At 68.9% G+C, this 23,780-nt stretch carries 25 protein-coding genes and 1 pseudogene; 5 read left to right on the forward strand and 21 right to left on the reverse strand.

Annotation, left to right across the window (positions count from 1 at the left end; translation table 11 throughout):
* Window positions 1–25: 25 nt before the first annotated feature.
* The 4 genes from OG870_RS47255 to OG870_RS47270 form a co-directional block, all read right to left on the reverse strand.
* Window positions 26–610, reverse strand: coding sequence for a hypothetical protein (locus tag OG870_RS47255; protein WP_266593862.1), 585 nt, complete (start codon window positions 608–610; stop codon window positions 26–28).
* Between the two features lie 216 nt (window positions 611–826).
* Window positions 827–1,660 (reverse strand): transposase family protein, encoded by an 834-nt coding sequence (locus OG870_RS47260; protein ID WP_266593860.1) that lies wholly within the window; start codon window positions 1,658–1,660, stop codon window positions 827–829.
* A gap of 72 nt (window positions 1,661–1,732) precedes the next feature.
* Window positions 1,733–2,215, reverse strand: coding sequence for a hypothetical protein (locus tag OG870_RS47265; RefSeq protein ID WP_266593858.1), 483 nt, complete (start codon window positions 2,213–2,215; stop codon window positions 1,733–1,735).
* 473 nt (window positions 2,216–2,688) lie between these two features.
* The gene (locus tag OG870_RS47270) at window positions 2,689–3,576 is read right to left on the reverse strand and encodes an SCO6745 family protein (protein ID WP_266593856.1); all 888 of its coding nucleotides are present in this window, start codon (window positions 3,574–3,576) and stop codon (window positions 2,689–2,691) included.
* 248 nt (window positions 3,577–3,824) lie between these two features.
* Here OG870_RS47270 and OG870_RS47275 point away from each other — a divergent pair.
* Window positions 3,825–4,010: pseudogene (locus OG870_RS47275) on the forward strand (IS110 family transposase); the annotation flags it as partial.
* A gap of 721 nt (window positions 4,011–4,731) precedes the next feature.
* Window positions 4,732–5,508: a hypothetical protein gene (locus tag OG870_RS47280; protein WP_266593854.1), complete on the forward strand. Its 777-nt coding sequence runs from the start codon at window positions 4,732–4,734 to the stop codon at window positions 5,506–5,508.
* Window positions 5,509–5,745: 237 nt separating this feature from the next.
* On the opposite strand, the gene OG870_RS47285 is transcribed toward OG870_RS47280, so the two are convergent.
* Window positions 5,746–6,642 (reverse strand): SDR family oxidoreductase, encoded by an 897-nt coding sequence (locus OG870_RS47285; protein WP_266593852.1) that lies wholly within the window; start codon window positions 6,640–6,642, stop codon window positions 5,746–5,748.
* Window positions 6,643–6,764: 122 nt separating this feature from the next.
* Between OG870_RS47285 and OG870_RS47290 the strand changes: the two genes are divergently transcribed.
* From OG870_RS47290 to OG870_RS47295, 3 genes are all read left to right on the forward strand, one after another.
* On the forward strand, window positions 6,765–7,337 hold the full coding sequence (locus tag OG870_RS47290) for a TetR/AcrR family transcriptional regulator (RefSeq protein WP_266593850.1): 573 nt from the start codon (window positions 6,765–6,767) through the stop codon (window positions 7,335–7,337).
* Between the two features lie 24 nt (window positions 7,338–7,361).
* Window positions 7,362–7,658, forward strand: a complete 297-nt coding sequence (locus tag OG870_RS48400) for a macro domain-containing protein (protein WP_353962351.1) — start codon at window positions 7,362–7,364, stop codon at window positions 7,656–7,658.
* Window positions 7,659–7,807: 149 nt separating this feature from the next.
* Window positions 7,808–8,986 (forward strand): ISAs1 family transposase, encoded by a 1,179-nt coding sequence (locus tag OG870_RS47295; RefSeq protein ID WP_266593848.1) that lies wholly within the window; start codon window positions 7,808–7,810, stop codon window positions 8,984–8,986.
* A gap of 7 nt (window positions 8,987–8,993) precedes the next feature.
* Here the strand turns inward: OG870_RS47295 and OG870_RS47300 are convergent, their stop codons facing one another.
* The 16 genes from OG870_RS47300 to OG870_RS47375 form a co-directional block, all read right to left on the reverse strand.
* Window positions 8,994–10,268, reverse strand: coding sequence for a DUF2637 domain-containing protein (locus OG870_RS47300; RefSeq protein WP_266928382.1), 1,275 nt, complete (start codon window positions 10,266–10,268; stop codon window positions 8,994–8,996).
* Window positions 10,269–10,447: 179 nt separating this feature from the next.
* A complete protein-coding gene (locus tag OG870_RS47305) occupies window positions 10,448–13,930 on the reverse strand; it encodes a LysM peptidoglycan-binding domain-containing protein (RefSeq protein ID WP_266927988.1) in 3,483 nt (1,160 codons plus the stop codon).
* Complete coding sequence (locus OG870_RS47310) at window positions 13,930–14,382, reverse strand: TadE/TadG family type IV pilus assembly protein (protein ID WP_266845074.1); 453 nt, start codon at window positions 14,380–14,382, stop codon at window positions 13,930–13,932. Before OG870_RS47310 ends, OG870_RS47305 begins: the two co-directional genes overlap by 1 nt.
* Window positions 14,382–14,825: a TadE/TadG family type IV pilus assembly protein gene (locus OG870_RS47315; protein ID WP_266845073.1), complete on the reverse strand. Its 444-nt coding sequence runs from the start codon at window positions 14,823–14,825 to the stop codon at window positions 14,382–14,384. Before OG870_RS47315 ends, OG870_RS47310 begins: the two co-directional genes overlap by 1 nt.
* Window positions 14,826–14,839: 14 nt before the next feature.
* A complete protein-coding gene (locus OG870_RS47320) occupies window positions 14,840–15,265 on the reverse strand; it encodes a TadE family protein (RefSeq protein ID WP_266927986.1) in 426 nt (141 codons plus the stop codon).
* On the reverse strand, window positions 15,265–15,585 hold the full coding sequence (locus OG870_RS47325) for a hypothetical protein (RefSeq protein WP_266845719.1): 321 nt from the start codon (window positions 15,583–15,585) through the stop codon (window positions 15,265–15,267). The genes OG870_RS47320 and OG870_RS47325 overlap by 1 nt, the downstream gene beginning before the upstream one ends.
* 48 nt (window positions 15,586–15,633) lie before the next feature.
* The gene (locus OG870_RS47330) at window positions 15,634–16,518 is read right to left on the reverse strand and encodes a type II secretion system F family protein (RefSeq protein ID WP_266845071.1); all 885 of its coding nucleotides are present in this window, start codon (window positions 16,516–16,518) and stop codon (window positions 15,634–15,636) included.
* Window positions 16,515–17,465 (reverse strand): type II secretion system F family protein, encoded by a 951-nt coding sequence (locus OG870_RS47335; protein ID WP_266845070.1) that lies wholly within the window; start codon window positions 17,463–17,465, stop codon window positions 16,515–16,517. The genes OG870_RS47330 and OG870_RS47335 overlap by 4 nt, the downstream gene beginning before the upstream one ends.
* Window positions 17,462–18,952 (reverse strand): CpaF family protein, encoded by a 1,491-nt coding sequence (locus OG870_RS47340; RefSeq protein ID WP_266845069.1) that lies wholly within the window; start codon window positions 18,950–18,952, stop codon window positions 17,462–17,464. Before OG870_RS47340 ends, OG870_RS47335 begins: the two co-directional genes overlap by 4 nt.
* On the reverse strand, window positions 18,942–19,769 hold the full coding sequence (locus OG870_RS47345; protein ID WP_266845068.1) for a hypothetical protein: 828 nt from the start codon (window positions 19,767–19,769) through the stop codon (window positions 18,942–18,944). The genes OG870_RS47340 and OG870_RS47345 overlap by 11 nt, the downstream gene beginning before the upstream one ends.
* Window positions 19,769–20,473, reverse strand: a complete 705-nt coding sequence (locus OG870_RS47350) for an SAF domain-containing protein (RefSeq protein WP_266845067.1) — start codon at window positions 20,471–20,473, stop codon at window positions 19,769–19,771. The genes OG870_RS47345 and OG870_RS47350 overlap by 1 nt, the downstream gene beginning before the upstream one ends.
* A 20-nt stretch (window positions 20,474–20,493) precedes the next feature.
* The gene (locus OG870_RS47355) at window positions 20,494–21,381 is read right to left on the reverse strand and encodes an ATP/GTP-binding protein (RefSeq protein WP_266845066.1); all 888 of its coding nucleotides are present in this window, start codon (window positions 21,379–21,381) and stop codon (window positions 20,494–20,496) included.
* Window positions 21,339–21,992, reverse strand: a complete 654-nt coding sequence (locus OG870_RS47360; RefSeq protein WP_327690530.1) for a hypothetical protein — start codon at window positions 21,990–21,992, stop codon at window positions 21,339–21,341. The genes OG870_RS47355 and OG870_RS47360 overlap by 43 nt, the downstream gene beginning before the upstream one ends.
* Window positions 21,993–22,093: 101 nt before the next feature.
* Window positions 22,094–22,864 (reverse strand): hypothetical protein, encoded by a 771-nt coding sequence (locus OG870_RS47365; RefSeq protein ID WP_323180323.1) that lies wholly within the window; start codon window positions 22,862–22,864, stop codon window positions 22,094–22,096.
* A gap of 13 nt (window positions 22,865–22,877) precedes the next feature.
* The gene (locus tag OG870_RS47370; RefSeq protein WP_266845064.1) at window positions 22,878–23,444 is read right to left on the reverse strand and encodes a hypothetical protein; all 567 of its coding nucleotides are present in this window, start codon (window positions 23,442–23,444) and stop codon (window positions 22,878–22,880) included.
* A 99-nt stretch (window positions 23,445–23,543) separates the two neighbouring features.
* Window positions 23,544–23,765: a hypothetical protein gene (locus OG870_RS47375; RefSeq protein WP_266845063.1), complete on the reverse strand. Its 222-nt coding sequence runs from the start codon at window positions 23,763–23,765 to the stop codon at window positions 23,544–23,546.
* Window positions 23,766–23,780: the final 15 nt, after the last annotated feature.

The raw sequence follows: 23,780 nt of genomic DNA on the forward strand, positions 1-23,780 counted from the left end.
TCACTAATCGGACAGACACATCCGATCAACTGACCAACCCATCAAAGAGACACGCGCTAGTCCCACCCTCCTCCTGTGCGGTGCTGAGAGGGGGGTTTGCGCGGTCGAGGCGCTGCTGAAGGTCGTCAAGGGCGGCTCGGTACCACGGCGGATTAGTGGGCTCTCTCCAGCCGGTTGGTGGTGCGAAGCGCGGCGAGGGTTCCCACTGTGGGGGTTCTACGTGGCTGGTCTGCTGGGCTTCCTTGTGTGCCTTGCGCTCTCGTTCCTTCTTGCGGCGGTCGATCTCCTCGACAATCCAGTCCTCGTGCTTGTCCAGCAGGCTCCGGAGCTGCTCGCGCTCACGATCACGCTCGGCCTGTGAGCGCGAAAACACGATTTCGACGTTCTCGGAACTGGGCCTGGGCAACTTCCACTGACGCTCGCGCTTGCGTCGCCGCTCAGCCTCGTGGGCGAGCCACCATTCGATGTCCACGGAGGGGAAAGAGTGATCGTCCGTTGGCGTCGCATCGACAATGAACGGCGTGCGGCTCCTCCAGTTCAAGGCTCGGTCGAGGGCTTTCGCCCAGTGGTCGTCATCGGTTCCGTGCTTTCGCTCGTCCTTGTCACCCATCGTCTGTTCCCTTGTCACCGTCACCAGCGTGCGCAGGTGTTTTGTGTAAAGACAAGGCTTTCATGGCGGTCTGGTCACGTTGGCCTGGGTGAGTAACTGATCGTTTCAGAATGAGGGACCGCCATCGTGGTCTTTGCTGGTCAGTGGGGCTGGTGTGATGTTCGGGTGGGGTGCTCGTGCTGATCGGGAGCGTGATCGTTGACGCGTGATCGTCCGTCATCGCTGGACCTCGGTGTTCGCCAGGACGAGCAGGGCCCGCAGGAGGGTGGTCGCGTGCCGGGCGTTCATGCGGAGCTTGGTCAGGATCTGCCAGGTCTTGAGGTTGGCGACGCCGTGTTCGTTCGCGGCGCGTTCGCGGCTGACCAGGCGGTTCGCCTCCTTCTCGGTGGCGGTGAGGCGGTGGTTGCGGGTTGCTTTGCGGCCGGTGATGATCACCGGGTCGTCGTCGGGCTTGTCGTCCAGACCGACGAAGCCGAGGTCGGCCAGGGCCCCGAGCCCGGCCTCCCGCAGATGCCCGGTGATCTTGTTGTGCCGGCAGGCGGTGATCTCGCTGGAGCCGCCGGGCCTGGCCGCGGATATCCAGATCAGGTTGCCCTTCTCATCGGTGAGCGCGAGAAACAGCAGGCCATGAGCCTTGCTCTTGCCGCTGTAGTTCTTCCGGTTGTCCCTCCCGGTGCGGCGTCGGGTGCGGATGAGGGTGCCGTCCAGCAGAACCACGACCCCGCCCAAGCGGGCGATCTTCCTCAGCGCTCGGTCCAGGCGCGGGGAGCGGGCGGCGAGGAGTCCGATCACTTCCTGGACCCAGCGGCGGATGGTGGAGGCGGACACGTCGTTGCCGCCGGCCATATCGGAAAGACGCTGGTCATGGCGGAGCGCGGCGAGCACGACGATCGCCTGGGTGCCGGGGCCGGCCTTGCGCCAGCGGGACCGCATCTGGCTGCGGCGGCGACGTATGAGACCGGCGACGAGGTCGATGGTCCGCTTCGACAGCGGGAGGCGGACCTGGTAGACAACATCGTGAGCGCCCTCGGCGGGCTGGTTTGTCTTCACACACTCACCAACTCCAGCCGGGGGCCCTCGTGTTACGGCGGGAACCGGCCGCTCCGCTGCCGTCCTCGCCCGTCAGCGCGGCAGGTAGCGGCCGGATCCGGTCCGGGCCAGCCAGCCCCGGTCGGAGAGTTTGCGCAGCTGACCGCGGACCGGCTCGACCTTGCCCGGTGTGGTCTCACGGCCCAGGGCGATCGCGACGTCCCTGGCCATCACCGGCCCGCCCGCGCCGGCCACGATTTCCATGATCCGCCGATACTCCGGCGTGAGGACCTCCATCCCAATGCCCTCCGTCCGGTCCGGCACCAGCCGCATCCCACCCACACCCGGCCCGACCGTCACCCGCTCCGGCTCCGGCTCCGGCTCCGGCTCCGGCTCCACGATGCGCGACGGCTGCCGGCCGCCGTCGGTCGCCTCGGCCCACTGCCCGAACACCACCTCGGCGGCCTCCAGCCGGGCCACCTCGGCATCGATCCCGGCCAGCTCCTTGCGCAGCAGTTCGGCACGTTCCGCCAGCTCAACCCGCCGCTCGACCGTCCAGGTCAGCACGTCCGTCATGAGCATCCCTCCCGCCGCAGAACCTACGCAGCAGCCCAAGTGCCCCGTACGAGAAGGCCAGAGGCCGCCCGTGACGGATGATCACGTGCTACCGATCTCCACCCCGGCCAGCACGAGCACCCCTGCGAGACATCACACCAGCCCCACTGACCAGCAAAGACCACGATGGCGGTCTCTCAATGGACGTCCGTGGAGCCCCCAGGCCCCGGCAGCGGCGTTTGACGGCTTTGCTGCCGGGTCGGCTGCCGACGCTCAAGGGGCCTTCCCCATGGCGCCGACCTGTCCGTCCACACCCGAGCGCACCGCATGCGGGTCGGGTCAGGGAGGCGACTCCAGTCAGGTGAGAACCCTGTGCCGGAGGCGCCTCGCAGGCCAGGCGATGTGCGCCGGGGCAGTGCCGCGGGCACCTCGGCTGCTTCGGGGGTCGTCGAGACGGACCCGCCGTCGAGAATTCCCGACCTCGCCCTCTTCTCTCATGCGCTCTCTTCGCTGAGGCGGTCGACTGCCCACGGCAGGAGCTCCTTGGCCACCGCAAGGCTGAACGGCCTCACCAGCGAACGAAGTTCGGCGCAGGCGGCAGGACCGAGCGTGATGTAAGGGAGGGCGGCCAGCCTGTCGGTGGTGTGCTCGATCTCCGCCCTGCCATGCGTACCGTCCTCGGTCAAGGCCAGGTGGGGTCCGTCGTCGAGCCATCCACGCTCACGCAGGTTCTGCACGGCCTGTCCCCACTGCTCCGGCGTCCATGCCCGCGAGTCGCGCAGCACCCCTGCGTCGATGTCGCCTGTGGCAGCGTGCGTGACGAGAGCCTCGAGCCCGCTCAGTCCGGCAGTCAGTAGTGCCGCCACGTGACCGTCGCCACGGAACTCTCGCAACAGAGTCTGCGCGTGCCAGAGCACGAGGTGGGGTGCGCTCGGCCACGGCAGTGCGGCGTGCGCGGCGAAGAGGGGGCGGCCTTGTGGATGGCGCACGGTCACTTCAGCCGCGGTACGGGCTAATTCCGCCGCGCGGGCCAGCGCCGACGAGGAGACGTCCGCGCCGAGGATGCGGCGGAGCGTGGTATCGATCCCGGTAAGCCGGGCGGCGGCGAACCGCTGCGGCGTGGCGGCTTCCCACGCCGCGGGTATGGCTCGGCGCACCAGTTGGGGATTGAAGTTGTAGAACGTGGCGATGACCAGATCCGCCGGAGCGGCGCCGAGCGCGGCGGAGCGGGACGCGAAGTACCCCGTCCTGGCGTCCACGCCCAACTCGGCGTACTGGCCTGCGGCTTCGGGCGAGAAGTAGACAGCGCCGTGGTAGGGCTCGAGAGTTCTCCAGGTCTGGCGCGCGAAGGCCAGGCTGTCGCGGTCCGTGTTCTGCGTCATGAGGGGCTCTCCGTCCCGTGGCGGATGAAACGTTGCTGTTCATCGAGCACACGACGGCGCGTGGGGCACGCCCAACCGTACCGTCTGGTCGGTACGTTATCGGAGAGCGGCTCCGGCGACTACTGCCCTGCAACCAGTTCTCTCCTGACCAAGGTGCGCATGCATCCGCGGCACACGACCGCGTTGGTGCGGGCCCTCCTGGTGCTGACGCACCACCAGGTGGCTCGGTGACCGATGATCTCCCCGCAATGACCGTGTTCTGCGGCATCGACTGGGCGGAGCGCCACCACGACGTCGCCCTCGTCGACGAAACCGGCACCCTGCTGGCCAAGGCTCGCATCAGCGACGATGCGGCCGGCTACAGCAAGCTCCTGGCCCTCCTCGCCGAGCACGGTGACAGCCCCGAAGATCCGATACCGGTGGCCATCGAGACCAGGGCTGCGCGAGGTCAGCTACCACGGCTGGCAGAAGCCCGGCTGGTCCCAGCCGGGCCTGACCCTCGCGTGGACGGATGGCGACGGCCCCGCTGCCCTCCGCCTTACCCTGCACGGTTCCGCGACCGACCCGCGTCAAGCCGCCAACGCCATCGCCGCTGCGGCCAGCGCCGACCGCCAGCGCCGAGGCGTCCCCATGCCGGCCTGGCCGGGCCCCACCGGCTTCCGCGTCACCGACTCAGGTCCCCAACAGGGCGGCATCGCCGCGATCCCCTGCCCAACCCCCGCCACGCCCCCGAGCCCAGCCTCCACCCTTCAATGAGAGGCGAAGCCTATGCGTGCCAGATACCATTACGCCGCACTGTTCGTGCTTCTCGCGGCATTTGTGGGCGGCTGCTTGACCAGCGCATCTGCGGGTCAGCCGAAGCCCGACTGCACTGGGAAACACAGCTTTATCGGCGTCCGCGGGTCAGGTGAGCATGCGGGGTTCGGTGACACAATCGGGGCAGTGAAGGATCGGCTTCAGCAGCCCGCCCCCGTCTTCACGGGCTTCGAAGCAATCGACTACGTCGCCGTGGACGTGCTAGACCCCAGACTCTGGGGAATGTACGACGCTAGCTACCGTCAGGGAGTAGATCAGCTGACTAACGCGCTGTACTTGAAGAATCATCAATGTCAGAACAACACCTACGGCATCGCAGGATATTAACAGGGTGCCGACGTGGTCGCTGGGACCCTCAATAGTCTCTGGAAATCCAACTCGGCCCGGGACCGGCATATCGCCGACCAGATTGAGGCTGTAGCACTCTTGGGTGACCCCCGCTACAATTCCAAGGACACTTCTGTAGCAGCCGTAGCCCACCAGCGCGGAATACCGATTCTGACCATTGTGCCGTCCGACCACGGTGGCGTCAGGCCGGTCTTTCCTGAGGCCTTGGCTGTCAAGGTGCGCTCCTGGTGCCTACCCAAAGACCTAGTTTGTGATCTTGACCCGGTCACGGTAATCGCATGTGCGAGGGGCTCTTCCTCGTGTGCAACGCGCCTCGCCACCCAAACTGCCCGTCATCTTTTTGCCTACAAGACCACCGACAATACGACCCGTGCTGCCGACTGGCTGGCGCACAAGGTGCGCAGCTCCATCGCACCATCGGAATCGACATCCCCTGTCCAGTCGGCACCTTCCGACTCCCCATACGTGGGTGACTGGCACGGAACGCTGCTGCAAGATAATAACCAGGTCTATACCATCGATGTCCATTACACCGGCGGACAGCTGGGAGAGAAGGTAGCCACCGTCAGCTACGCCACCCTTGGATGCAGCGGCCAGTGGCTCCTCGCTAAGGCTTCAGCCCGCGCAATTGTCGTACGTGAAGAGATCACCAAGAATTCCCACTGCATCCCAAAGGTAGACATCACATTGACACCCCTGGGTAAGGACACCCTGGATTACAATATCTCGACGCCAAATAGTGTGACGGGGCAGTTGCACCGACGCTGAAATCGACATTCGCCGCCCAGGGCTGATGCGTTCTCAGTTGGCGAGATGAGCTGATCGCCTGCGTTCCCGCAGCCGCAGGCCGGCCTGGTAGTCCCGGCGCAGTACTGCACCGACCTCCCCTCAGAACCGTACTGGCCCTTCGTCCGTTCAAGTAAACCCTGTCAATTCCGTGTCCTCGCCACCACATGTCGTCCTTGTCGAGACCGACACCGCTTGGCGCGTCAACGCTCAGGTGCGTCAGGTGCGGAAGTAGGACCCGGCGTCCAGGTCCTGCATCAGGGTCGGCCCGCTTGGTGCCCAGCCGAGGAGTTCCTGCGTGCGCGTGCTCGAGGCGGGGATGTCCATGGCGAAGAAGCGGCCGATCCAGCCGAAGTGCTTCTGTGCGTCCTGCGGTGCGATCGAGGTCACGGGAACGTCGAGTCCTCGTCCGATGGCCTCTGCGATCTCCCGTGTGGGGACTCCCTCCTCGCTCACCGCGTGCAGGAGCGTTCCCGCCGGGGCCTTCTCCAGTCCCAGGCGGGTGATCCGTGCGGCATCCGACCGGTGCACTGCCGGCCAGCGGTTCGTGCCATCGCCGACGTAGCCCGCGACCCCTTTCTTACGGGCGATGGCGACCAGGGTCGCGATGAGCCCGTGGTCGCCGTCGCCGTGCACGGTCGGGGCGAACCGCACGCTGACCGTGTTCACGCGGCGATCGACGTACTCCAGCGCGAGGTTCTCGCTGCCGCCTCGGGGGGACTCCAGGCCGTGGAACGGTGACCTGTCGTCCTCGGTCGCCAGCCGGCCCTGCGCCGGGCCGGCGACGCCGGACGCCAGCAGGAACGGACGGCCTGATCCGGTCAGGACGTCGCCGATCGCCTGCACGGCGGCCCGTTCGGCCTGATTGGAGACGGCGGGGTTGTTGAAGTCGTGCTTGTTGGCGAGGTGGAGGACGGCGTCAGCGGTCGCGGCGCCCTCCCGGATGCTGTCGAGGTCGTCGAGGTCGCCGCGGCGGACCTGGGCACCCTTCGCGTCGAGGGATGCGGCCGAGGTATCGGAGCGGGCGAGCCCGACGACCTCGTGGCCGGCGGCGAGCAGCTCGTCGACGGTGGCCGAACCGATCCACCCGGATGCTCCGGTGACGAAGACGCGCATGTGAATGATCTCCTTCGATGCTCAAGCCTGGTGAACGAGGCAAGCGATGTCAGTTGCTGACGTCAGTAACTGTCGTCACTGTAGCTGCCATGTCAGCTGCTGTCATCACTAGAGTGGTGGGCATGGTGCGATGGGAGCCCGGGGCGCGGGAACGACTACAGGCAGCGGCGATGGACCTCTACATCAGTCGCGGCTACGACAGGACGACCGCGGCCGACATCGCCCAGGCCGTCGGTCTCACGGAGCGGACGTTCTTCCGCCACTTCGCCGACAAGCGTGAGGTGCTTTTCAGCGGCCAGGAGCTGCTGGAGCAGGCGTTCCTGGACGGCGTGGCTGCGGCTGCGCCGGACGCGTCACCGCTCGAGATGGTCGAGTCCGCCCTGTCGGCCGCGGCGCCGTTCTTCTCGACCGAGCGCCGCGACCACTCCAGGCGGCGGCAGAGGATCATCTCCGAGAATCCCGCGCTGCAGGAACGGGAGTTGTTGAAGTTGGCTGGGCTGGCCACGGCGGTCGCTGCCGCCCTCCGATCGCGGGGGGTTCCCGAGGCGACGGCCACGCTCGCCGCGGAATCCGGGGTGACCGTGTTCGGCGTGGCCTTCGGGAAGTGGATCGCCGAGGGTGAGGAGCGGTCGTTCCTCGACATCGAGCGCGAGGTGTTGGGCGAGCTCGTGGCGATGGCCGCCGGTGCGACGTGATCAGCGTAGCGATGGATCAACCGGGTGAACTCCCGACGACGTCCTGGCCTCGCGGTAGTGATCAACTGCGTTCGGGCCTCGGCGCCGGCCCGGCATGTCGTGCGCGCTGTGGGCGAGAGGGATGGCGTCGACGAACCGGCCGCCGAGCTGCTGGCGTCCGGCTGTCTGGCCAGCCTGCGGATGTGCGATGAGGTGAGCGCCGGCAGTGTGGCGTTCCCCTCGCAGTCCACCGGCACCTTCGGGTTCCCCAGCACGAGGAGTGCCAGATCAGCGTGGCGACCTTGCGTGGCGCCGGCACTCAGGTCGGACGATCAGGGCTGATGCGTTCTGACCTCAGTTGGCGAGATGAGCTGATCGCCTGCGTACGCGCGGTCGCGTGGGAACGGTTCGCCCGGTTCGGCAACGAGAGACGCGACCCCCGATGATCAAGGTTGTTGAAGCCTTTGATCACGAACAGGGGTCGCGTTCGCGTGCCATCTTCCCTGATCGGTGTCCTGCAGCGCCACTGCGAGGACATCGACTCCGCCTGCCCGGATCCGGAACTGACGCAGTTCGCTTCCCTGGCCCAGGTCTTGGACCGGATACCTGATCCCCGCCGGGTCCGGGGCCGCCGCTACCGCCTGGGCTCCCTGCTCGCGCTGTGTCTGGTCGCCGTCCTCGGCGGAGCCACGTCCCTGGCCGCCATCTCCCGCTTCGCCGCCGATGCCGACTCCGACCTGCGCGAACAACTCGGACTGACCTCCTGCACGCCGAACGCCTCCACGCTGGGACGACTCCTGTCCCGCCTGGACGGCGATGCCCTGGACGACACCGCGGGCGTCTGGCTCGCCCGGTACGCCGCCGACCCGGTCGACGAACCCGGCGACAGGCTGGTCGGCCTGGCCGTCGACGGCAAGACCGTGCGAGGATCCCGCACCGACAGCAGCGCCGTCCACCTGCTCGCTGCCGCGCTGCACTCCTGCCAGACCGTGATCGCCCAGCGCCAGGTCGCCGCGAAGAGCAACGAAATCCCTGCTTTCGCCCCGCTGTTGGACCGGATCGACCTGCGCGGCGTCGTCGTCACCGCCGACGCGATGCACACCCAGCGCGCCCACGCCGAGCACGTCATCACCGCTGGCGGCCACTACCTCCTGGTCGTCAAAGGGAACCAGAAGAAGCTGCGTCGGCAACTGCGGCGCCTGCCCTGGCGGGAAATCCCTCTGCAGGCCCGCACCACTGGGGCGGGGCACGGCCGCCGAGAGGTCCGCCGCCTGAGGGTCTGCACCGTCCAGCCGGGCCTGCTCTTCCCCCACGCCGTCCAGGCCATGGAGATCAAACGCCGCCGCACCCACCGCAAGACCGGCAAGGTCGAGACGAAGACCGTCTACGCGGTCACCAGCCTGCCGCCTGAGCAGGCCAGTCCGTCACAACTCGCCGAACTCGTGCAGGACCACTGGTCAGTTGAGGCGCTGCACCACATCCGAGATGTCACCTACAGAGAGGACGCCTCGCGAGTACGAACCGGCACCGCACCCCGCGCCATGGCCACCCTGCGCAACCTCGCCATCGGACTTATGCGCCAAGCAGGTTGGACCAACATCGCCGCGGCAGCCGATCACTACCGGTCACGCCCCCAGCATGCGATCGCCCTGCTCTGGCTCACAGTCTGAGAACGCATCACCCCTGGAGGGCTTGCCAGCGCCGTTCGAAGTCGGTGACTAGCTCGGTGATGTGGTCGGTAGTGATGGGTTTGTTGTATTGGGCGGTGATGTCGCGGGCTGCGCATTCTCGCGCGATGGTCTCGAGGGAGGGCGTTTCGCTGCTCTGCCGTTGCCGGGCCCAGAGGTGGTAGATGCGAAAGGGCAGCAGGTAGCGGCGCAGGGTGGCAGGGCTGACGGGTTTGCCGCCTCGGCCGTGCAGGCCCTTCATGGCCAGGTGCGCGGATAGCTGTTCGGCCATGCGTGTTGAAGCGAGGGTCTCATCGTTGTGTTCGCTGTGAAGTTCCGTCCAGGCGAGGTAGTACCGGTCAACGGTGGTGAGGCCGGTCGATTTTTCGCTTGCGATGTTCATGTCCGCAAGTGGGTCCGGGCCGTCCTGCGGGACGGCGGTATGCGCGTGGCCGCTGCGTTGCTTCTTTGCCGGTGCTGGGCGTGGAGTAGGCGCTGTCAGCACTCGTTCCGCGTCCGGCTGTAGGCGACTGACGTGTTGTACACCCGGGGCTGCGGTGGCTTCGCTTGGTGCATCGAACGCTCCCTGTCCGACTGCGGGGGTGGTGCGGTCCTGTATGCCCGCAGCGGCCAGGCCGGAGGGGGCCGTCTCCGCGAGCGGGACGCCGTAGCGGGCCAGGCGCAGCGGCATCAGGGACTGTACTGGGGCCTTGCGGCGCCAGGCGCGGCCGAAGCGGGAGCGCAGCCGGGCCTGGTAGACCAGCCGCTCCTGCTCCAGCTTGATCACCTGCTCGTAGGAGCGCAGCTCCCACAGCTTCATACGCCGCCACAGCAGGAACGTCGGGACCGGCGAGAGCAGCCAGCGGGTGAGGCGGACGCCCTCCATGTGCTTGTCGGCCGTGATGTCGGCGATGCGGCCGATCGCGTGCCGGGCCGCCTCGACGGAGACCACGAAGAGGATCGGGATCACCGCGTGCATGCCCACGCCCAGCGGGTCCGGCCAGGCCGCGGCACCGTTGAAGGCGATCGTGGCGGCCGTCAGCAGCCAGGCCGTCTGCCGCAGCAGCGGGAACGGTATTCGTATCCAGGTGAGCAGGAGATCGAGGGCCAGCAGGACGCAGATGCCTGCGTCGATGCCGATCGGGAAGACGTAGGCGAAGTTCCCGAAGCCTTCTCTGAGGGCCAACTCGCGGACCGCCGCGTACGAACCGGCGAAGCCGATGCCGGCGATGGTCACGGCGCCGCACGCGATGACGCCGATGAGAATCCGGTGCGTTTGGCGCAGTCGGCTCGGGCGGTTGGCCTGGTCGGGGGGTGCGGATTGACCGGGCCCGGCTGTGCTGTCTCGGTTGGGGCGGGCGGCTTCTGGGACGGCTTGGTGGATATGGCGTGGGGCCTGGTGCATGTGGGGGCGCGGCGGGGCGGGGTCTGCCTGTACGTGGGTGAGTGAGGCCGGGGATGGCGTCATCGGCTGTGTACCTCGCCGCGGGGGATTGACTGCAGCAGTTTGTTGATGAGGTGGGTGGTTTCCGTTTCGAGGGAGCAGTCCAGTGCGGCGTTGACGTGTTGAATGCGGGTGATGGCGGTGTGCAGGCCGCTGCGGTTGCCGCGGGCGGCTTCGAGGCGTATCCAGTCCCGGTACAAGAGCTCGGCGGAATCATCAACCTCGAGGCCGGTCGCGATGGCCTGGCGGGCGGCGCTGAGATCGTGGTGCGGGCCGGCGGGCGTGCGGTAGGTGGCCACCGTGTGGGCCACGTCGATGATGCGGGTGACCATTTCCTGCTGGTAGGGCTCGGCCCAGGGCAGGGCCTTGCCTCCGAACGGCCGGCCGCGCACCAAGGTGAGTGCCTGTTCCAGGTCGGTCAGGCCGGATGGGCCCTGCGGCAGTGCGCGTTCGACGAGTTGGAGGAAATGCGTCCAGTCGCAGCGCACGGCGGCAGTGAGCCGGTAGGGGTCCTCACCCGTTTTGCGGCGTGGTACGTAGACGTTGCCCGTCGAGTCGCTGCCCAGGGAGCTGCGCAGGCCCTGCATCCGCGCGTTGAGGGTGCTTGTCGACCAGGGGTTGATGGGATCCATGTCGGCACACAGGACATCCGCATTTCGCCCGGGCCGAAAATACAACAGCGCGGCCAGCTGCGCCATCCTCGGCCCGTGGCCGGTGCTGTCCACGCCCGTCACCTCAACCGGCCCCAGGACCCGGATCTCGGGGGCGTGCAGGTCGTGCGCCTCGCGCTCTTCCGCGACCGGCACTGTGGGTTTGTCGGCGGAGGGTGCTGGGTCGTCAGCTTCTGCGGCCCCTGCTGCGGCGGTGGAATCGGCGGCAGCCGCGGGCGCCGGGAGCGAAGGCACCGCTGTGTCGGTGCCGGGGCCGGTCTTGTCCTCGTGTCCGGTCGGCGATGTGGTGGGGGAGAGGGGGCGGAGCCCGGATGGGTCGGTGCTGGCGGTGAGCAGGGCCGGGAAGACCTCGCCGTTCACCTCCGTTGCCGCTGTCGGCGAGGGGATCGGGGCGGGGGTTGCGGGCGCGTTGGGCTGGTCCGGCGATGCCTGCTGGGTCTGCGGCATGCTGTCGGGTTCGTCCGGGACGTCCTGCCAGGGTCCGTCGGCCGGGTGGGGCGGCTGCCCGGACACCTTCAGGGCGGTGGTGATGTGGAGGTAGGCGGCGTGCTGAAGGCGTTGCACTGTGATGTCGGTGCCGGCGTGGTCGAGGGTTTGCGGTTCGCTGGTGGAGGCGTTGAGGATCTCCGCCTCAGGGAAGTGAGTGGCCGCCGTGCTCGCTGGGGCGATCAGGGTGACGGGCACTGTCCCCGCCCGGTCGATCAGGTCGGCGAACTGCCAGGCGGTGTCCTCGTCCAGGGGGGCAGCGCACAGCAGCAGATACGGCTGATGCTGGGTTTCGGGCATCTGGTGTGCTTCCAGGAGGCGTTCGCTCAGGTCGCGCAGTGCGTGTGCGGGCTGGCGCATGTGGGCGATCCGCGCGGTGGGCAGCAGTTGTGGCAGGTCCTCGCCGAACCCCACGGTGACGACCTCGACTTCGGCCGCCCAGGGGCTCATGCCGAGTTCCAGGGCGAGTGAGGTGCACACCTCGGTGATGTGGAGCGGGTTGCCGTCCAGCAACAGCGCGGGCAGCCCGGCGAGGTTGTGCAGCAGCAGGTCGCCCGCCGCGGTGCTGCCGATTGTGACCAGCCCCGGATACGGCGCCGGTACGTCCCGGGCCATCTCCTTGTCCAGGAGCGCGGCATCGGCGGGCAGGGCCCACCATCCGCCCTGCCCGCTAGTGAAGGGGGCTACCGGTTCCTGGGTGAGGTCCTCGGGCAGCACCTCCACCGTACGGGTCCCGATCCGGGCGGCCCGCAGCGGCGGCAGGACCGCGTCGTCCTCCTCCTGCTGGGCCAGGTGGTGGGCCAGGGTCCGCAGCGCCACATCCAGACGGCAAGCGCCGCCGGGCTCGGCGGCCGCCGCCAACTGGGCCTCCGCGACGGACGTCTGCGACGCGATGGCGATCTTCTCGCCCGGCTTGCGGCGGCGCCGCTGCAGCGTCCTGCGCAGGGCGAGCGCCCCGGTGATCGCGGCAGCGAGCAGCGCGCCGGCGCCGAGCACGATGCGCAGGTTCAGCGGGCTGCTGGCCGGGGCCGTCGCCGGGGTCTGGGTCGCGGGAGCAGCGGGGGAAGGGGAAGCGGAGCCGTCCGGCTGCGCCGACGCCGACGGGGAGGGGGCGGAAGCCGGGGCGCTGGCGCTGGGTTCGGGCGTCGCGGTCGCCGCTGCGGACGGCGAGGACTGGCCTTGCCCGGGCTGCTCGGCCGGGCGGCTGGACGGTGTGCTGGGCGCCGACGACTGCGGTGTGGGCGCCCGGGTCTGGCTGGGCGCGGGGGCCTGTGCATCCCCCGAGTCGTCGCCCGGCTTCTGCATGCCGTCGGGGTTCTGAGGGGTGGGGGGAGTGGTTTCCTGGCTGCCCGACTCCTCACCCTGGTCTCGGTCTTGGGGCGGCTGGCCGGTTGGGGCACCGGGCACGGTGACCTGCTGCCCGGGGCGGATGACGTCGGGGTCGGTGATCTCGGGCAGGCCATGCGGCTGCGGCTTGCCCTGGCTGGCCTCGAACAGCTGCGGCCATGCGTCGCCGTCGCCGAGCTCCTTCTCGGCGATCTTCGACAGGTAGTCGCCCGAGTGGACCGTGACGACGTGCCGCCCCTTCTCGTCGCCGGCCGGAGCGCTGTCACCCAGCTGCGTGCGGAAGCCTCCCGCGGCCGGAGCGGTCTCGGGCATCTGGAGCTGCCAGCCGGGTTGCAGAAAGCTGTTCGCGCGGAAGACCGTGCCGTCGACCATGGTCCGGCCCTCGTTCAGGTCGGCGATCTCCCGCCACCGCTCGCCGTCTCCCAGCTCCTTCTCGGCGACGCCCCACAGACTCTGGGCGGGCCGCGTCTCGCGCACCGTGTATGTCGAGCGGGACGCCGGTGTGCTCGCCGCAGGCGTCTGAGCCTGCTCGGTCGCGGTGGTCTGCGGCGTGTGGGTCTGGCCGGGGACGGGGGCCGCCGTGGTGGCCGGGGCGGCCTGGGCGTCGGAGGCCAGCGCCGAGCTGGTGGGCAGCAGCACCAGGATGCTGCCGATCAGGAGAGCGGCGGCGCGCTGCGAGGCGCCCATCCCGCGCGGGGCATGCCAGGTACGGCCCCGCACCTGCGCGATCAGCTCGCGCACGGTGCAGAAGCTGAACTGCGCCCAGCCGATCCAGCCCACCGCGACGAGCAGCAGCAGGAACACGCTGCCGGTGTCCTGCCGGTCCAGCAGGTGCAGGGCGTCGTCGTGGGTGGCAGCCCAGATGACCGGGGTGGCCCAGGCCAGCAGCAGCGGCAGCCCGGCGACCGCGACCGCCAGCACCACCGCGCTCAGCAGGGCCTTGCAGACCCGCGCCAGGGTGCGGCCGGCGGTTGCGGTGGGGGAGGGGGTGGTGCTCATCAGTTTCCTTCGGGAGCCGTGACGCCATGCAGGAGGGTGGCCTTGCCGTGGCCGGTCACCGACAGCGAGCCGATCCCCGCCACGGACAGGAACTTCGTGTCGTAGGTGCCGGTGACCGTGACGGTGAGGGTCTTGTCGTGGCCGGACACGCTGACCGTGCCGGTGGCACCGGCGGAGCGCAAGTAGGCCTGGGCTGCGGCGGCCGCGGCCTGCGGATCCACGACGGTCGCCCTCCCGCTGATCGCGTCGGCCGGATCGATGGCCTGCCCGCCGGCCCGCGCGGCTTCGCCGGCGATGTAGTCCGCGCGTTCCGTGGCCCGCATCGTGCTGCCGCCGTCGACGGCGACGCCGATGATCCCGAGCAGCGCGATGACACACACCGCGACGAACACCGTGATGCCTCCCCGGTCGTCCAGCCGCACTCGCCCCAGGCACATTTGACGGACGGTCATCAGTCACCCCGCTGCCTGTACTGGTCCACTACCGAGGTCGCCGTCGAGGTGAGTGTCTTGGCTCCTGGCACGCCCGGAAGCAGGAGGTCTGCCAGATTGACCGTGCAGGTCACCGTCACGGTGACGGTGCCGACCTGTCCCACGGGCACGCTGAGACCACCGGTGTTGATGTTGACGGATGTCGACGCGCACCTGATGCCCTGGTCATTGAGGGACTCGGCTGCCGCCGACTGCGCGGCACTCTGGGCGGTGGCCGCTGTGCGGTGGATGGACGCCTCCCGCGCCGCGTCCTCGGCCGCAGAGTCGATCTTCGCGCCGGAGGTGACGATCCGGCCGCCGGCGATCGCCAGACACAGAAACATGATCAATGCCGGGAGGACGATCGCCGCCTCGATCGCGGCACTGCCCTCATCGCTGCGCAGTCTGCGAGCCCAGCGGGCCATGGATCGCACGTGATTCACTCCCCCGGGACCGTCCAGCGCTCCACGGGGCCGGACGCCGACTGGCTGACCTGCAGGCCCGACACGCCAGGAATCATCGACAGGGCCGTGCCGGACACCTGAACCTGAACGCGCTGCCCACTGCTGCTCGCGGAGACGCTGTAGCCGCGCAGGCTGTCACCCGCGGTGCGCCCCAGCACGGTTCGCGCCTGGGCCGCACCGTCAGCCGGGCTGGAATCGTAGGCGCGGGCAGCGGTGAGGCCCTCACGGGCAGCGGTCAGGGCGATCTGCCGGGCGTAGTACCACATGGAGGCCTGGATGACGGCGACCGTGGCGAGCAGCACGAACGGGAAGATGATCGCCATCTGGATACTGGTGTCCCCACGGTCCTCGCGCCATCTTCGCCCCTGCCACCAGTCCTGCAGTCGCTCGGGAGGCTTCATCACAGGCCGTTGAGCTTGCCGTTGTACTTGTTGATCACGACGGCGATGGTCCCGGCGATGAGAACGGCGCCGGTGACGGCGGCCACCCAGATGATGACGGTCGTGGTGGAGATGTCGCCCCGGTCCGGTCGGCGGGCGGCCTCCTCAAGGCCCTCCTGTACGCGCGTGGTCAGCCGGAGGACCGCACGATTCGCGCGCTCCCAGGCGTGTGCTCCCCGTCGGCCACGTCCCGGTCCGCGCGATGTGGTGTAGGGGCCGGTGTGCGGGTGCGTGGTCGCGCGGAGCACAGCACGGCGGGTGCGGGCTGCGGTGAGCTTCATGTTCCATACCTCTCTCGAGCGTTGACCGAGTTGAACGAGTGGGTGGTCTCAGACGGTGAGCATGCGGATCACTGCGGGGAAAGCCATCAAGAGCATCACCAGGACGGCCAGGAGGGCCCCTGGCGCGGTCATCTTTTCGCTGGCCGTGTTGGCCTCGGCGGCCTGATCGGCGAGCAGTTCGGCGTTGAGCGCGGCGGTGCGGGCCCGCAGCGCCTTGTAGACGGCGGCGCCGTCGGTCGCCGAGCCGCGCATGATGTCGGCGACGTCGTCGAGGACGGGCAGGTCGTACTCGTGGGCGAGTTCCGTGAGTGCTTGATACGGCGGGATCTTCTCCAGCCGGGCCCGGCGCAGTGCGCCCTGCAGATACAGGAAGGGCCAGCCCTCGCCGACCTCGGCGGCCTTTTCCAGCGCCTCGGCGGGGCCGGCGTCGGCGGCCCGCTTGAGGGCGACCAGGTCGAGGTAGGCGGACAGTGCGTGCGCGAACTCCTCCCGGGCCCGTTTGGCCTGGTCCCGCACCGCGAGATCCGGGGTGATGAACAGCAGGGCGGCGATGATGAGTCCGACGCCGGCGGGCACGTAGAACGGCAGGCCCACACCTGCGATGATCCACGGAATCGTCGCGATCACCGGGCAGAGCAGACCCAGCGCGGCGAGCGCAGTCTTTTTAAGCATGAACTGGCCCGGCCCCTGCCCGAGCAGGGCCAGGTTCGTGGTGGGGACCCGCACGCCCGGGAGCCGCTCGAGGCGGGCCAGCAGCCACCGGCCCCACCGCTCTTCGCGGTCCAGCTCCGGCTCGGGCATCGTCAAGGTGCCCGGGGCGCTGCGCTTCAGGGCCGGCGCCAACGCGGGCTGGGGCTGCAGGAGTTCCCGGATCAGCAGCGCGACGCCGGCGCCGAGGGTGCCGCCGGTGAGGACAACGGGAAGCACGTTCACGAGGCGGCTCCTTCCGGCTCCCGGGCGGCGATCGGCAGATCCGGTTCCGGCGCGGGCGCAGGAAGTCGGACGGTGCTGGCCGGGTCGGGAAGGAGGAAACGCGGGATGCGGCGGAACAAGCCGAGCTGGCGCATCAGGGCGAGCACGCCGATGAACCCGGCGGCAATAAAGGCGAGCACCAGTTGTCCCAGCAGCGTGGCGTACGGCTTGGTGTAGGACGGCACGAAGAACCCGGCCGCGACCACCCCGACGGTGATGATGGTCATCCACCGCACCGTGGTACGCGACTTGGCCCGGTCGGCCTCGATGCTCCGCTTCCCCGCGACTTCGCTACGGACCGTGCCCGCCAAGTCCTCCAGTGCCTGGGCCAAGCCCGGCCCGCGGTCGTTGACGGACAGAATGAGCGCGGCGATGACCTTGTCTGAGGTGATGTCGTTGAGCTCATCACCGAAGGCGCGCAGCGCCAGTTCCGGCCGCCAGCCCAGGCGAAGCCGGTCGGACAGATTGATGATCTGCCCGGCGAGTTCGTCCGGCGCCCCCTGACGGCTGGTGACCATCGCCTGTTCCAGTCCCATGCCCAGCCGCAGCAGACCGGCCAGCCGCTGCGTCCACTCGCTTAAGCCCTCCAACTGGCCAATGCGGTCCTGCGCCATCCGGGCCGACGCAGTCAGCCACGGCACGCCGATGACGGCCGACCCGACCAGCACGCCGCCCACGAAGTTCCCGGAAAACAGCCACACGGCCCCGAACACCACCACCGCCGCGACCGCGAGGGTCCGCCGACGCATCCGGACGTCCTCGGATTGCTCCTTCCCGGCGCGCGGGGCCTGCCAGCGCAGGTGCAGCGGAGCCCGGCGCGGCGCCGTGGTGCCCACGCAACCCGCCACGACACCGATCAGCCCGCCGACCACGGCCATCCCGCTGAGCAATCCGAACAGCAGCGTCATCGGCCCGCCCCCACCTTCAGCGGCAGCGGCGCCGGCCAGGCCCCATACGCCTCCTGCAGCAGGCCTGAGTCGAAGCCGACGCGGCGCAGGTCATCGACGCAGCCCGGGTCCATCCTCGGCACCGCCCGCAGATCCCCCCACTCACGGCCGGGGGAGAAGATCTCATTGGTGGCGGGCCGGCCCATCTCGCCGATCCCCGTCAGCTCCAGGACGTGCGAGACGTAGCGGTGGCGGCGGCCGCCGATCTGCGTCTCATCCGTCATGTCGACGTACACGATGAAGTCCAGGCCGTTGGCGGTCTGCCGGTAGGCGAGCTGCTCGGACAGGTTCTCCTGGGCGAGTGCATACAGCTCGGCGATCCGGTCGAAGATGATGTCGGGGCGACGCGCGTGGATGGTGCACAGGTTGCCGCCCGAGCCGTTCGTCAACGCCTGCATCATGGCGACGACTTCGGGGCCGCGGACCTCGCCGACCACGATCCGCTCCAGCGACATCCGCAGCGCGGGATGCATCAAATCCAGGAGCGTGATCTCACCGGCGCCACGCCCGGTGACGTCCTTCTCCCCGTTGGACTCACGGCCGACCAGTGAGACAACCTGGCGGTGGTAGCCGTTGGCGTGGGCGAAGAGTTCGTCCTCGGTCTGGATGGTCGCAAACCGGCACTCCGGGTCGAACTCCTTGAGCATCGCCCGCAGCAGCGTGGTCTTCCCGGCCTTCTGCTTGCCTGCGATCATGATGTTCTTCTCGGCGCGTACGCACGCGCCGAGGAACTCGCGCAGGATCGGGTCGATGGTGCCCAGCCGGACCATGTCGTCGAGGTCGGCGTGGGAGACCCGGTGCCGGCGGATGACGGCATAGGTCATCGGCCCGAGCCCGGTGATGGCCTGGAGGCGGGAGCCGTCCTGCAGGGACAGGGCGAGGGTGGGGTTCGCGGTGGAGATGGTGCGCTCACTGTGCCCGGAGCCGCCCCGGGCCAACTCCCGCAGCAGCTCCAGCAGTTCCTCTTCGGAGTCCGCGATCGGGCCGACCCGGCGGCGTTCGCCGTCGCCGTAGTCGAGCCACACCTCGTGCGGACCCTGGATGATGATGTCCTCGACCCGTTCATCGTCGAGGTACGGCTGCAGCCGGCCGGCCCGAAACAGCAGGTCGTACACGGCACGCCGCAGCGCCTCGTCTTCCTGCGGCGTCATCGCCTGGGCGTCCGACCACAGCGCGACAGCCTCGGCGATCCAGTTCAGGCACCGCTGCTCTTCGCTGGCCCGGTCCATATCGGGCTTGGTCTTGAGTAGTTCCTCGCGCTGCTTGGCGACCTGGGACGCAATCTCCCGGGCCACCCGGTAGTCGACGGTGATCTGCGGAGCCGCCATACCCAGCACCTGCGTACTTTCGGCAGCACCGGCAGGTGCCGGTGCACCGTTCGTCTGCTGTCCCCACTCCTGGGGCAGCGGCGCCACGGTGGGGTCGGGGTGCAGGGGCCTAGCGTGCATGGGTCACCTCCCCGCCTGCTGCGCGCAGACTGCGTGGATCGAGGCGGGCCCGCCGCAGGGCGGCCCGCTGGACCAGCAGCGTGCTGGTCGTGCGGGCGGCCTTCATCAGCGGCGACTTGGTGAACCGACGGGGCTGTTCGGCGCCGTCGGACAGCACGCGGGCGTCGTCCGGCGCATGCGGCAGGGTGGCGACCACCGGCACCTGCAAAACGCGCTGCACCTCGCCCGCGGGGTAGGGGCCCTCGTTGATCAGTAGCACGCTGACGTCGCCGACGCGCTCCTCCAGTGCCCGCACCCGGCCCTCTGCCGCCTGCAGGCAGCGCAGGGTGTTGCGGACCACCACGAAGGTGGCGTCGGCCTGCTCGGCCAGGACCCCGGAGGGGCCGTACGCGCCATGGCGGCCGAGGTCGATCAGGACGTCGTGGCCGCTCTCGGCCTCGATGCCGCGGAACATCTGCGCCAGGACTTTCCAGACCTGGCCGAGGCTTGCTGACTGCGCGGGGTCGGTGAGGCCGGGCAGCAGCAGCCGGTCGCGCGGTGACTCCTGTTTGCCGTCATCGCTGCTCAGGTCGATCAGCTGGCGCCAGAAGGCATCGCTGAACTCGCCTTTGCGGGCAGCAACACTGAGGTTGCGCAGCCCGTACCGGTCGCCGAGGGTGCCCTGCAGCAGCCCGTGCAGCACGGCTCCGCCGTCCGGGTCGCACTCGGCCAGGATCATCCGCCGGTCCGCCTCCAGCGGCCACGACAGCAGCAGGGCCAGCGCGCTGGTGGTCACGCCGGGTGCGCCGCTGCACCCGGCGAGCGCGATCACGGCCATCAGTTGCCGTCCGGGGCAGCGAGTACCAGGCGCAGGGTGCCGGCTGCCTCCCATGCGGCGGCCGTGGGGCCGTCGGTGGCGGAGGTGGCAACGTCGACGACCACGATTCCCGTACCGGGGGCGGCGCTTGACACCTTCACCACCTGGCCGTCGATGGTCTGCGGCGCGGCGTCGGACGTCTTGCCCGTGTCCGTGGTGCCCTGGGCCGGGACATGCACCAGCTCTACCCTCTGGCCCGGCACCAGCGCGGTGGCCGGGATCTGCTTGGGCTCCAGACCGATCGGCACCAACTGCTCACCGGCCTTCACCAGGTTGTCCTTCGTCACCTGCGAGGGGGCGAGCATGGCGCCCGGCTTGAGCTCCACCGCGGCCCGCTTGCCCACCACAGACTTCAGGTCGTCGGCGCGCACCGCCTTGACGGCCGGGTCCAGGGCGACGGACGCCCTGCCCAGGTCGTCCTCGGTGAGGACCTGGCCGACCTGCACGTCGCGGACCACGGTCACCACGTCCGTGCGGTTGCCGACCTGCAGCAGCAGGACGGCAACTCCCGCCCCACCGGCGGCGATCAGCGCCAGCGACAGGGCAATAACGCCTGGTCGTCGCCTACGAGCCGACACCCGCGGCGGCGCCACCGGTCCGGCCACGCGCCCCGGCTGCGGGACACCGTTCGGGGCTGTGTCTGCACGTTCTTTCGTCTTGCTCACGGTTTGTCCTTCCGGCGGCGCTACCTGACGACCTGGACTTCGCCGATCGCCACTTGCACGTTGGTCTGCCGGACCTCGGTGAGCTGGCCGGCTTGTCCGCCGCCCTGCCAGTTGATCGTCCACGTCGAGGTCGCGGTCACGGGGAACTTGCCGCTCTGGGCACTGGCCGAGGTCTTGGCGTACACGTGTCCGCAGGTCGGGGACTCGGCCATGCCCTCCGACGATGTGTAGGGCGTGCCCGGGCCATTGCAGGTCACGGAGGCGCCGTCGCCCATCGCCCACACGATCTTCGACACCTTCGCGGTCGCGGTGACGGTGACCCCGCCCGCCGTAGCCGATGCGGTGTTCGGTCCGTACGTCGTGGCGCTCTCGTTGACCCACATCCACATCGGGACACCCACGGTGTACTTCCCCGCCGCGCGCGGGCTGGCGAGGTCCGGACCGAGCAGCGTCATGGAATCCACCGCGCGCTGGGCCAGCACCTGCGGGTCGACCTGCGGCGCAGGAGCCTGGCCTGTGCGCACGACAACGAAGCTGGCCGGGTTGTCCTGACCGCCGTCCGAACACTCCATCAGGTACAGGTCGTTCTTCTTGGGGTCTTCGCCCTTCCAAGCCGGGTGGTTGGCTGGAGGCTTCGGATCGACCTTGGTGTAGGTGCACTTCACCTTGCTGTCGCTGCCGTCACCGCCGCCCTGCGAGCCACCCGCCTGCCCGCCGCTGCCTCGGGTCTCGTCACCGACGCCGACGTCGACACAGAACTTGATGACCTGGCACTTGCCCGCGCCGACGTCCGGATCGTCGCCGGCGTGCGTGACACCCGCCGAGGCCAGTACGAGAGCGCCGGTGAGTACGGCGAGACGTCGGGTCAGCAGGACTGCTCTTGAGCGGTCAACTTCGTGACCATCCACTTCGTCCCCCACTTTTCAAGCGTTGCGGTGCTGACGTATTTGATGAGCCGCGTCGTTGGCAGCGGGACCTTCTTCTTCGATGCCTTGTCGATCAGTGTCCAGTGCGTGGTGTCGACGCAGTCCGCGACCGTGGCCGTGGGGACCTTGGCGTCGGTCACCTTGACGACCTTCGGACTGATCACCGGCTTTCCGGTCGTCACCTGCCCGGCCTCCCGCATAACCGAGAGGTCCTTCTCGATGTCGGCCAGGGCCTTGAAGGTGGTGTTCTTCTTCAAGTCGGTGCCCGCGGAAGAGGCCTTGCTGTAGGCCGCGGTCTGCGCGTCCCAGGAGCTGGTGTACGCCGCGATGACGGCGGCGCCCTCGGCGTCGACGGTCGAACTGGCAGACGGCGAGACAGCCGTCGGGGTCGGGCTGAGCTTGGACGACGTGTTCGAATCGCTGTCGCTACAGCCGGCCAGCGCCAGCACGCTTCCGGCGAGGAGCAGCGCAGTTGCGTGCTTCCGGGTGCGAACAGCGGCGATAGTGAGCCCCGATGGGCGTCGTTGTGTAGCTGTCACGATGTCTCCCCGTACGACGCGGTGCGGTCGACCGCTGCCCCCGGCCTCCGCCATGCGACGACCCAGAACCGCGGCCTGGTCCAGCTGCGGTAATGCGTTTGCGTGATCGCAAGGTTACGCATATGCCAGCCAACTTCCCAGCGTGATAGATGAGTTCACTCGCACAACTCGGGACGTATCCGGTCACTTTCGGAACCGGATATCGATTTGTACTTCTGTGTCTTCACTCGTCGCTCCCGCACACCGTCAGGGCGTGTTCGCCGAGCCGAACGAACCTGATGAGTCCGCTGCGGCAGGAAACGAGATTCGAACACGTCGGTTCTTCTGACGGCCAGCCTCGGTGGTGTTGGAGGCCACCGGCTGCCTCTCGCCCAACCCGCGCGTGTCGAAGCTGACCACCCCACCCTTGAGCTCCTCGGCCAGCACGACCTGGACAGCGGCAGCACGCCGCCGGGAGAGGACGTCGCCTGGGCGGCCGATCCGACATCGTCGGTGAACCCGTACACCCGGATCACCGTGCCCACCTGCGGCTCGATCTCCCGGGCAACGGAGGCGATGCGAGATCGCGCCGAACTGCTCAGCCGCGCGCTGTCCTTGGCGAAGAGCACCTCCGCCTGCAGATCGACGGTCACCTGTGTGCCTGCGTCCTCGCTACGCTCGGCTCCCTCCTGGTCCTCGACCACCCGTCCAATGCCGACGGGCTGCGAACCGAGATCGAGAACCTTGGGCGGTGCGAGCGTCGCGTGGGCATGGAGCGTAAGTCCGGGACTGGCCGAGTCGATGGCGAGCAGCGCGCGCCCGCTGGATGCGGCTGTACGCGGACCGGGAGCGGCTGCTGCCTGCCCGGCCGAACCGCCGGCCCAGATGCTTGTCGCGACTGCGAGGGCGAGGAGCGGAGCGGCGATCCGCGATCGGGTGGTGGTCATGCGGACGCTCACCTCACTCACTGATCTTGATGTTCGCGGTGTCGAACAGGGGCAGTTGGAATCCGACCGTGCTCGACGAGGGCGAGGGGAACTGCATGAAGACATGGGCGCTTTCGCCGGCCTTCAGCGTGGACAGGCCGGTCGTGGTGAGGGGGCGTCCCTCCGTGTCGCGCAGCACGTAGTAGCGCTTCTTGTGGGCGAAGTCGACGAGGGTCGCCCCACCCAGTGACGGGCCTGTCCTGAGTACCTTCAGCTCGTCGCCGCGCAGTTCGGCGGGGACCGCGGCCACGGTGGACGCGTCGTTCTTCAGATCGCCGCGGACGGTGACGTAGCCGGCAGGGTCCCGCTTGGCTGATGTGATCGTGAGCGACAGGCCGCCCTGTCCCTGGAGTTCGGCCAGAGGCGTGTCGGTCTGCAACTGCTCGTGCAGAGCGGAGCCGCCACGTGCATCCGATGCCGCCGCCGGACGGTCCTGGTCCCGGCCGCCGCCCGAGCAGGCGGAGACGCCCAGGCCAAGGCCGACGGCGATCGCCAGTGCAGTGAGGCGTCTGCCGAACGCTGTGGTGTCCCGACTGGTCATAGGGCTGCTTCCTTTCGGTGAGGGATCTGGAGGTGGTCATCGCGGCGCAGGGGCCGCGCCGGCGACATGAGCGGGGACACGGGGAGCGGACGCGTTTCACTACTGCCGGACCGGCGGCCACACGGTGATCACGTCGCCGTCGAGGGTGACGTGCCGGCCGGGGAAGCGACCGCGCACCGCGCTCAGGTCGGCGAGGCCGAAGTCGCCGCTCCCGCGGACCACGCACGCGTCACCCACGTATGTGACGTCCTGCGTCCGGGCGGGCCACTCCCCGTCGATGGCGGGTTCTGTAGTGCGAATCTGACCAGGCGCGTGCAACATGCTTCGTTCCCTAAC

This window comes from Streptomyces sp. NBC_00461 (assembly GCF_036013935.1).
Classification (GTDB): domain Bacteria; phylum Actinomycetota; class Actinomycetes; order Streptomycetales; family Streptomycetaceae; genus Streptomyces.

Excerpts from the sequence above, each read along its gene's own strand:
- OG870_RS47305 (WP_266927988.1), bottom strand. The coding sequence starts at position 13,930 with ATGAGCACCACCCCCTCCCCCACCGCAACCGCCGGCCGCACCCTGGCG.
- OG870_RS47290 (WP_266593850.1), top strand. The coding sequence starts at position 6,765 with ATGGTGCGATGGGAGCCCGGGGCGCGGGAACGACTACAGGCAGCGGCG.
- OG870_RS47320 (WP_266927986.1), bottom strand. The coding sequence starts at position 15,265 with ATGAAGCCTCCCGAGCGACTGCAGGACTGGTGGCAGGGGCGAAGATGG.
- OG870_RS47325 (WP_266845719.1), bottom strand. The coding sequence starts at position 15,585 with ATGAAGCTCACCGCAGCCCGCACCCGCCGTGCTGTGCTCCGCGCGACC.
- OG870_RS47370 (WP_266845064.1), bottom strand. The coding sequence starts at position 23,444 with ATGACCAGTCGGGACACCACAGCGTTCGGCAGACGCCTCACTGCACTG.
- OG870_RS47270 (WP_266593856.1), bottom strand. The coding sequence starts at position 3,576 with ATGACGCAGAACACGGACCGCGACAGCCTGGCCTTCGCGCGCCAGACC.
- OG870_RS47345 (WP_266845068.1), bottom strand. The coding sequence starts at position 19,769 with ATGGCCGTGATCGCGCTCGCCGGGTGCAGCGGCGCACCCGGCGTGACC.
- OG870_RS47340 (WP_266845069.1), bottom strand. The coding sequence starts at position 18,952 with ATGCACGCTAGGCCCCTGCACCCCGACCCCACCGTGGCGCCGCTGCCC.
- OG870_RS47285 (WP_266593852.1), bottom strand. The coding sequence starts at position 6,642 with ATGCGCGTCTTCGTCACCGGAGCATCCGGGTGGATCGGTTCGGCCACC.
- OG870_RS47365 (WP_323180323.1), bottom strand. The coding sequence starts at position 22,864 with ATGACCACCACCCGATCGCGGATCGCCGCTCCGCTCCTCGCCCTCGCA.
- OG870_RS47360 (WP_327690530.1), bottom strand. The coding sequence starts at position 21,992 with ATGGCGGAGGCCGGGGGCAGCGGTCGACCGCACCGCGTCGTACGGGGA.
- OG870_RS47335 (WP_266845070.1), bottom strand. The coding sequence starts at position 17,465 with ATGACGCTGCTGTTCGGATTGCTCAGCGGGATGGCCGTGGTCGGCGGG.
- OG870_RS47315 (WP_266845073.1), bottom strand. The coding sequence starts at position 14,825 with ATGGCCCGCTGGGCTCGCAGACTGCGCAGCGATGAGGGCAGTGCCGCG.
- OG870_RS47310 (WP_266845074.1), bottom strand. The coding sequence starts at position 14,382 with ATGACCGTCCGTCAAATGTGCCTGGGGCGAGTGCGGCTGGACGACCGG.
- OG870_RS47265 (WP_266593858.1), bottom strand. The coding sequence starts at position 2,215 with ATGACGGACGTGCTGACCTGGACGGTCGAGCGGCGGGTTGAGCTGGCG.
- OG870_RS47375 (WP_266845063.1), bottom strand. The coding sequence starts at position 23,765 with ATGTTGCACGCGCCTGGTCAGATTCGCACTACAGAACCCGCCATCGAC.
- OG870_RS47255 (WP_266593862.1), bottom strand. The coding sequence starts at position 610 with ATGGGTGACAAGGACGAGCGAAAGCACGGAACCGATGACGACCACTGG.